8 protein-coding genes are annotated in these 7,670 nt (G+C 40.3%); 3 read left to right on the plus strand and 5 right to left on the minus strand.

Translation table 11 applies throughout. The annotated features are described in order from the left end of the window. The first annotated feature begins 74 nt into the window (after positions 1–74). The gene (locus tag Q0212_RS04910) at positions 75–980 is read left to right on the plus strand and encodes a LysR family transcriptional regulator (RefSeq protein ID WP_297923061.1); all 906 of its coding nucleotides are present in this window, start codon (positions 75–77) and stop codon (positions 978–980) included. Here the strand turns inward: Q0212_RS04910 and Q0212_RS04915 are convergent. After that, a complete protein-coding gene (locus Q0212_RS04915) occupies positions 977–1,810 on the minus strand; it encodes an alpha/beta fold hydrolase (RefSeq protein WP_297923064.1) in 834 nt (277 codons plus the stop codon). The genes Q0212_RS04910 and Q0212_RS04915 overlap by 4 nt on opposite strands. A gap of 89 nt (positions 1,811–1,899) precedes the next feature. After that, entirely contained in the window at positions 1,900–2,265 is a 366-nt protein-coding gene (locus Q0212_RS04920) for a TfoX/Sxy family protein (protein ID WP_297923066.1), read from the minus strand. 123 nt (positions 2,266–2,388) lie between these two features. Here Q0212_RS04920 and Q0212_RS04925 point away from each other — a divergent pair, with 123 nt between their 5' ends. Continuing rightward, positions 2,389–3,579 carry an FAD-dependent monooxygenase gene (locus Q0212_RS04925; RefSeq protein ID WP_297923069.1) on the plus strand — a complete coding sequence of 397 codons (1,191 nt, stop codon included), beginning with the start codon at positions 2,389–2,391 and terminating at the stop codon, positions 3,577–3,579. A 121-nt stretch (positions 3,580–3,700) separates the two neighbouring features. Here the strand turns inward: Q0212_RS04925 and Q0212_RS04930 are convergent, their stop codons facing one another. From Q0212_RS04930 to Q0212_RS04940, 3 genes are all read right to left on the minus strand, one after another. After that, positions 3,701–4,426, minus strand: coding sequence for a GNAT family protein (locus tag Q0212_RS04930; RefSeq protein WP_297923072.1), 726 nt, complete (start codon positions 4,424–4,426; stop codon positions 3,701–3,703). A gap of 140 nt (positions 4,427–4,566) precedes the next feature. Beyond that, on the minus strand, positions 4,567–5,754 hold the full coding sequence (locus tag Q0212_RS04935; protein WP_297923075.1) for an iron-containing alcohol dehydrogenase: 1,188 nt from the start codon (positions 5,752–5,754) through the stop codon (positions 4,567–4,569). Between the two features lie 38 nt (positions 5,755–5,792). Beyond that, complete coding sequence (locus tag Q0212_RS04940; RefSeq protein ID WP_297923081.1) at positions 5,793–6,311, minus strand: hypothetical protein; 519 nt, start codon at positions 6,309–6,311, stop codon at positions 5,793–5,795. A 251-nt stretch (positions 6,312–6,562) separates the two neighbouring features. Between Q0212_RS04940 and Q0212_RS04945 the strand changes: the two genes are divergently transcribed. After that, positions 6,563–7,670 (plus strand): sodium/glutamate symporter (locus Q0212_RS04945; RefSeq protein ID WP_297923078.1); only part of this gene is annotated, 1,108 nt, incomplete at its 3' end.

Below are 7,670 nucleotides of genomic sequence, written 5' to 3' on the forward strand. Positions count from 1 at the left end.
TTAATATTAAACTTGAATATAATTCACATTAACGTATGATAAATAGCTAATTATGGCTTCTGCGGTTATCGCTTATGTTTGATTTACGCCACCTAAAAACTCTTGTTGCCATCAGAGATACAGGCTCTTTGGCGGATGCGGCTGAACGTTTGCATCTCACTCAATCAGCCCTATCCCATCAACTGAAAGATTTAGAGCATAGCTTGGGGCTATCTTTGCTGCTACGCAAAACCCGTCCGCCACAATTTACCAAAGCAGGTGAACGTTTATTAGCCTTGGCAGATGAAGTTTTACCCATTGTTAAAAATACCGAACGTGAACTAGACAAAATTCGTGGTGGTCGCTCTGGACGCTTAATTTTGGCCATTGAGTGCCATAGTTGTTTTGATTGGCTAATGCCAACGCTCAATCAATTTCGTGATGATTGGTCAGAAGTGGATATTGATTTTCAAAGCGGCTTTCAGGGGGATGCCTTACAACGACTGACGTCGGGTGAGTTAGATTTGGTCATCACCTCAAACCCCGAAGCAGATGAAGCCTTATTATTTTTACCCTTAGTGAATTATCAGTCTTTGTTAGTATTGGGCAAACAACACGAACTTAATCAAAAAGCCTATATAGAGCCACAAGATTTACTTAACCAAACCTTAATTGCTTATCCTGTTGATTTAGCCCGTTTGGATATTTTTAAACATTTTTTATTACCCGCCAATATTAAACCAGCACAACTACGCACCACCGAATTAACCTTAATGATGATTCAATTAGCGGCGAGTCATCGTGGCGTATGTGCTTTGCCTGATTGGGTGGCAAAAGATTATGTGCAACGTGGTTGGATCAAAACCCAAAAATTGGGGGAACATGGCGTTTGGTGTACTTTATATGCTGCCATTCGCCATGAAGATATTAATTTGCCGTTTATGAAAGATTTTATTGATAGTGCCAAACTTAGTTTAGCGATGATGCAAAAAAGTGATTAATGATGCACAACCACTCGCGCTTCTAACCATTCAATAATGTCAGTGATAACTTGTTCGGCAGTTTTATCATTTAACAAATCATGTAAAGCATCATAACTTTTTAAGGTTTTATCACTGCTACTGGCTTGCTGATACAATTGCTCACTGCCTGTCACTAAAGTATCTTGCCGACCTTGCAAGGCCAAAAATGGCACCGCTATTTTATGCAAACGCTGACTAATATACATACTGGCCATTAATAATTCTTTGCCTGTCCCTGCGGCCATTTGACCATGATAAATTAAGGGGTCTGTATCATAAGCTTGTTGTTTATCCGCTAAGGTAGACATGGTATTAGGTGGTAAGGGAGCAATCGGAATAATCGGCAAAATACGACCAATAATCCACGCTAACATAATATGCACCTTAGCAATTTTTTTACCTACTGCCAAAGCACCACTATTAAAAATAATACCGTCAACATCGGTATGACCAGAAACCACATAGTTTGCCGCTGCTGTTGCACCTACACCATAACCATGTAAAAAGAATGGCACGCTACGTAATTCCGAATGCACGACTTCAATAAAAGTCGTCAAATCGGCTAACCAATAATCAAAATCTGGGATGTAAGCTCGTTTGCCTTGAGTATGACCATGCCCCATAAAATCAAAACCATAACAGGCATAGCCTAATTGGGTTAATCGTTCGATTAGAGGCAGATGACGAGAGGAATGTCCTGCCCATGTATGAATAAAAATGACCACTGCTTTAGGATAAGTGTCTGGCCACCAACGTTGGGCAAAAAAAGTTTTTCCACGACTCATAAACTCAAAGGTTTTATGACGCATTCGGACTTGCTCCTCAAAATTTTGGTATTGTAACTTTTTGTTTTGTTTATTACTTTACCCTAAATGCCATTTTTTTATTGCCAAGATGGTCATACAATTTTGCTTTTATGCTTGTTTTCACTCGATGCGGCTTCTATGGCTACTAAATAAGCAGTCTTTGCCCACGACAGCATAATAGTTTCATCATCAAAAGCTTCTTCTGGACATTGATAATACGCAATAGTTTGAGTTTTACCTTGTTTTTGATAAGTAAATGGCTCAAGTTGTTTTTCGATAAACAAGCTTTTTGTATTGAGATTAGTTTTGAAATACAGCACATCGTTAACAATTAAGGCAAACATGACGCCATTTTTGTAAATACCATAACCACCAAACATTCTTTTTGCCGAAACAGGTGCTAACAAAGCCATCATTTCTAGGCAAAATTGAGCAAATTCTGACAGTGGTTTAGCCATTAGTTTGACTCATAGATGATCCATATTTTCTATTTTAACCTTAAAAACCTTAAAATAATTATGTCTTTATTATTTTATTTCAGTTAATTTGATAGCAGTTTTTAGAGATTGAGATGTTAGTTCATGCAAATTGCAATTATTGGCGCAGGCATTGGCGGCTTAACCGCAGCACTGTGTTTACATCAACAAGGCTTTAAGGTACGGATTTTTGAACGTCATCCTGTGTTGGAAGAAGTCGGCGCAGGGATACAAATAGGGCCGAATGGTTGTAAAGTTTTGCGCGCTTTAGGCTTATTAGAACAGCTAAAACCTTTTGCTTTTGTACCACAAGCAGCCGAAATGCGTCTTGGTGATACAGGTAAAATTATTTTTTCTTTGCCTTTGGCCGAAACCAGTGAGCAGCGTTATGGTGCGCCCTATTTAAATATTCATCGTGCTGATTTACAAAAAGTGTTGGCCAGTACCGTGCAACAACAAATGCCTGATGCCTTACAACTAGGCTTTGAATTAAAAGACTTAACGCAAGATGAACAACAGGTACATCTTGAATTTGTTAATGGCCAAGGTTTTAGTGCCGATTTAGTGATTGGGGCTGATGGTATTCGCTCAAATGTGCGTCATTTGCTATTTAACATTGAAGATGGCCATTTTACGGGCATGGCAGCATGGCGCATGACCATTCCTACCGAACGTTTGCCCAAAAATCTTGTACCGCCTAAAGCCACGGTTTGGGTTGGCGCACATAAACATGTAGTGACTTATTATTTGCGTGGTGGGGAATTAGTTAATTTGGTAGGTGTGGTTGAACACTCATCTTGGCCTTATGATGGTTGGACGTGTCAGGGTAGCAAACAAGATATTTTACAAGATTATCAAGGTTGGCATCCGATTATTGAGCAAATTTTGCAAGCAGGTGATGATACCGAGTTTTATCAATGGGCATTACGTGAAATTAAGCCTTTAGAAACATGGTCTTCTGGTCGTGTGACCTTATTGGGTGATGCCTGTCATGCTATGTTACCGTTTATGGCACAAGGCGCGGTCATGGCAATTGAAGATGCGTGGGTACTTGCCCAACAACTCAAAGGTCATGCTGATAACATCAATGAGGCGTTATATGCCTATGAACGTTTACGCAAAGGCCGAACCAGCAAGGTGCAAGCCACTGCACGTCGTAATGGCCAGTTATATCATCAAAGCTCAAATGCTGGGCGGTTATTATTTTATTCACCCTTATGGTTAGCTTCACGGATGATGCCTGATTTTTTTGCTAAACAACTGGATTGGTTATTTGCAGAGGATGTAACACGCTAGGGATAGCTCTTGCGGCCTATCCCTACAAATATTAAGAGTTGTACACTGAGCGAAGTCGAAGTGTTATCTGTCATATGTTTTTTTAGACCTCACCCTAGCCCTCTCCTAATAGGAGAGGGAACTAACCCCAATTTTTAACAATCGGTGCAGTTAATTGCGATAAGGATATTTTTTGTTTACCCTGTTCATCAAAATTACTCACAGCTAACCATTGCTCAAAAGCAGCTTTTAGTGCTGGCCATTCTTCATCAATTGCTGCATACCAAGCGGTATCTCGGTTTCGTCCTTTTGATACTGTTGCTTGTCTAAAAACACCTTCATAAGATAAACCTAAACGCTGTGCTGCTTTGCGTGAAGGTTTATTTAAGGCATTACATTTCCACTCATAACGCCGATAACCTAATTCAAATGCTTGTTTCATCATTAAATACATCGCTTCGGTAGCAATAGGCGTTTTTTGCAAACGTGGTGAAAAGTTGAGATGCCCGACTTCGATCGAACCATTCTTTGGATCAATACGCAAATAAGCCGCAATTCCCACAGCTTGCTGGGTTATATTATCAATAATCGCGTAAAATTGTGGATCAGAAGTTAACACTGATACACGCAACCAACTACGATACAAATCAAAGCTGGCAAAGGGGCCATAAGGCAAATATGTCCACATTCGCCCATCTTTATCTAAACTATTAGCCTCATATAATGACGCAGCATCTCTATCTGGTACTAAAGGCGCAACTTTACAAAATCGCCCTTCCATCACCTGATATGGCGGAAATTTAGGCGGACTCCAATTAGGCACAACAAAACCAACGGGCTGACCTAATACGTTTAGTTCTTGAGACATTAGTAAACCTTATTTTATTTTTTTAATATTTTTATAGGGACTGTTGACGTTTTGATTGTGGTTGTAAAATGTCAACATACTCTAGAATAACAAAAGACAAAAGGCGAGTCATCACTCGCCTTTTAGATGTTTAGCCTACATTAAGCCCAAGCGCGTTTTAAAATCGCTAACGCATCTTGAACATCCGCTTCTTTTGGATTGAAGATAATCGCACCATCATTCACGGTTAATTCGGCTACTTGTGCTAATTGATCTTCACGCACTTTACCAGTTTCGGTTAAGGTACGTGGTAATTTGCAACGTTGGTACAATTCATCACGCATGGCACGAATATGTTGAATCGCTTTAGCTGCACGTTGTGCTTTTGGTGTGGCAGCAAACACTTCTTCACCCGCTAAATACAATAACAACTCACCAATACGCTCGCCATTTTTCTCTTGGTTGTACTCTAAAACATAAGGCAAGAATAAGCTCATGCACAAACCATGAGGAATATGACACACCGCACCTAAAGAGTGACCTAAAGCATGTACTAAGCCCACCATTGAATTAGAGAACGCAACACCTGCCATGGTTGAGGCTTGAGCTAACTCTAAACGGCCTTCAGCATCTTTAGGGTTATCCATCACTTTCATGATGTTTTGGCTAATTTTGCGAATGGCGGCTGTTGCATAAGCATCACTCATCGGATTAGCTGCTAAACAGGTATAAGCTTCAACTGCATGAGTTAATGCATCCATACCTGTCATTGCCGTAATATGCGGTGGCAAGGTTAAAGTCATGCGTGAGTCTAAAATCGCTGCGTTTGGCATCAAGAAATAAGACGTAAACGGTAACTTAACACCTTTGTCTGTATCAGAAACAACGGCAACCATTGTCACTTCAGAACCTGTGCCTGATGTCGTTGGCACCACAAAAAATGGTTTTAAACGCTTAGGTAAATTGTGTGCGCCAGAATATTTTAATAAATCATCGCCACCTTCAGTGACTAAAATATTCACACCTTTACTGGTGTCAATTACTGAACCACCACCAATGGCAATAATCGCATCACAGTTGTTTTCACGATACATTGCGGCTGCTTTACGCACAGTATGTAAGCTACTATCTGGTGGTACATCATCAAAAATAGCAACGACTTGGCTCTCTGCGCCTTCAAAAGCAGCAGCAACATGCTCTAACAAACCAGCACCACGCACACCTTTGTCGGTGATAATCATGGGGCGTGTTGCTTGTAAGGTAGATAATTCAAAGGGGATATGCTCTAAGGCTTTGTGACCTGCAACAACCTTTACAGGACAAAAAAATTCATAATACGACTTAGCCATGTTTTAACTCCTATAGATGGGGATTACCTTGTTTTTGATTACTTATTAACTAATTTTGCTAATTGCGGGGCAATCGTAGGTAAGTCCTGATTTAAAAAATTCTGAGCAATGGAACGATAAATGCGCACCGCTTTCACTAATTTTTCGTCTAGGCCAAGATCAGTTGGATAACGTTTCACTGCTAATTGGGCAACCACTTTAGGCAGAATTAAGGCTTCCATTTTGTCTAAACAACGCACTAAACGAATGGCATGAGATACTTCACCATCTGCTACCATGCGATCATTTGCAAACGCACGTGCAGTCCCTTCTTGAAAACTAAAGACTAAAAAGGCATGGGATAAATGCTTAAACTTTACCGTTAAATCAGCTTTACCCTTAAAGTCTTTGACCAACTCTAAATGGCCACCTGCAATCACTTTAGCGGTAAAGCTGGGGCCAGAAGGCAATACGACCATCTGAATATAAAAACCAACGGGCAAACCCGAAAATTCGCGTCGTACTTCTTCATCAATAAAACTGGTAGACACTAAACCGCGACCGATGACGTCCATCATCAAAGTCACATAAGCACGTTGTAACTCTAATAAGATTTTTTGTTTGTTCACTGCTAATCTCTCTTACAATTAATCCTGCGGGATTTTATAGACCATATAATCATTGCTTGCTAGCAGACGTAGACATCCCTGCATCGACCATATGCAATGACTATGATTGGAATCCTAAACAAAGGTGTCTGACAGTATCACTAGCAAAGCCTTAGAGCAAGAGTGGATAATGTGGATAGATTATTTTAAGGATTAAAACGATGATGATTTCTTTAGAGGGGATCGCCACTTTAGCGATCGCCAGTTTTATTTTATTAATTGGCCATTTCCTCAAACACCAGATTGGCTTTTTACATCGTTACAACTTACCTAGTCCTGTCATTGGCGGCTTTTTTGCTGCCCTAACTTTTTTGTTGTGTCAACAAGTGGGTTGGCAAATAAAATTTGACACCACGATCAAAACACCTTTGATGCTGGCCTTTTTTACCAGTTTAGGTTTTGCGGCGAGTTTAAGACTGTTAAAAATCGGCGGCAAATACGTGCTTATCTTTTTAGCAATTAGTATTTTTGCTGCGATATTGCAAAATGCTGTTGGTGCAAGTGCTGCATGGGCAATGGGTTTACCACCATTGTTGGGAGTATTGTGTGGTTCAGTGACCTTAACTGGCGGACCTGCAACAGGCTTGGCGTTTGCCCCACAATTTGAAGCAGTGGGAATTGTCGGTGCGGAATCGATTGCCGTCGCTGCGGCGATGTGTGGCATTATTATGGGTGGGGTGATGGGCGGGCCCATTGGCACACTCCTCATTCGTCGCTTGCAAGCAAATCATCAACCATTAACAGCTAACAGTCCAGCCACCATATTCAAACTAAATATTAATAGCTCTAACAACGAACAAGAATTACTTAAAAGTGTTGCTTTATTAATTTTGGCAATGTGGCTAGGCGGTTTTATAAGTCAATTTTTGACTAGCTTAAGTATCACCTTACCTGCTTATATTGGTGCAATGATTTGTGCAGCAATCTTGCGTAATATGAATGATAGTTTACAGTGGTTTAAAATAGATCATGAACAAGTCGAGCAACTTGGAAGTGTTGCCTTATCATATTTTTTAGTGTTGTCATTAATGGGATTAGATTTATCAAAATTGACTGGTGTTGCAATCCCCTTAATTGTGTTAATTGCATTACAAGTCTTATTAGTGGCAGCTCTCAGTATGACGTTGATATTTAAATTTATGGGCAAGGACTATGAAGCGGCTGTAACAGCAACAGGTTTTTATGGGTTTATGATGGGCACAACCGCTAATGCGATGGCCAATATGGATGCTTTTGTTAAACGTTATAGTCCCTCGCCCCGCGCCTATT

The sequence above is a fragment of the uncultured Agitococcus sp. genome (assembly GCF_937920075.1).
Taxonomy (GTDB): domain Bacteria; phylum Pseudomonadota; class Gammaproteobacteria; order Pseudomonadales; family Moraxellaceae; genus Agitococcus.

Coding starts and splice junctions, on each gene's coding strand:
- Q0212_RS04920 (WP_297923066.1), bottom strand. CDS start 2,265: ATGGCTAAACCACTGTCAGAATTTGCTCAATTTTGCCTAGAAATGATG.
- Q0212_RS04935 (WP_297923075.1), bottom strand. CDS start 5,754: ATGGCTAAGTCGTATTATGAATTTTTTTGTCCTGTAAAGGTTGTTGCA.
- Q0212_RS04930 (WP_297923072.1), bottom strand. CDS start 4,426: ATGTCTCAAGAACTAAACGTATTAGGTCAGCCCGTTGGTTTTGTTGTG.
- Q0212_RS04910 (WP_297923061.1), top strand. CDS start 75: ATGTTTGATTTACGCCACCTAAAAACTCTTGTTGCCATCAGAGATACA.
- Q0212_RS04940 (WP_297923081.1), bottom strand. CDS start 6,311: ATGATGGACGTCATCGGTCGCGGTTTAGTGTCTACCAGTTTTATTGAT.
- Q0212_RS04915 (WP_297923064.1), bottom strand. CDS start 1,810: ATGCGTCATAAAACCTTTGAGTTTATGAGTCGTGGAAAAACTTTTTTT.
- Q0212_RS04925 (WP_297923069.1), top strand. CDS start 2,389: ATGCAAATTGCAATTATTGGCGCAGGCATTGGCGGCTTAACCGCAGCA.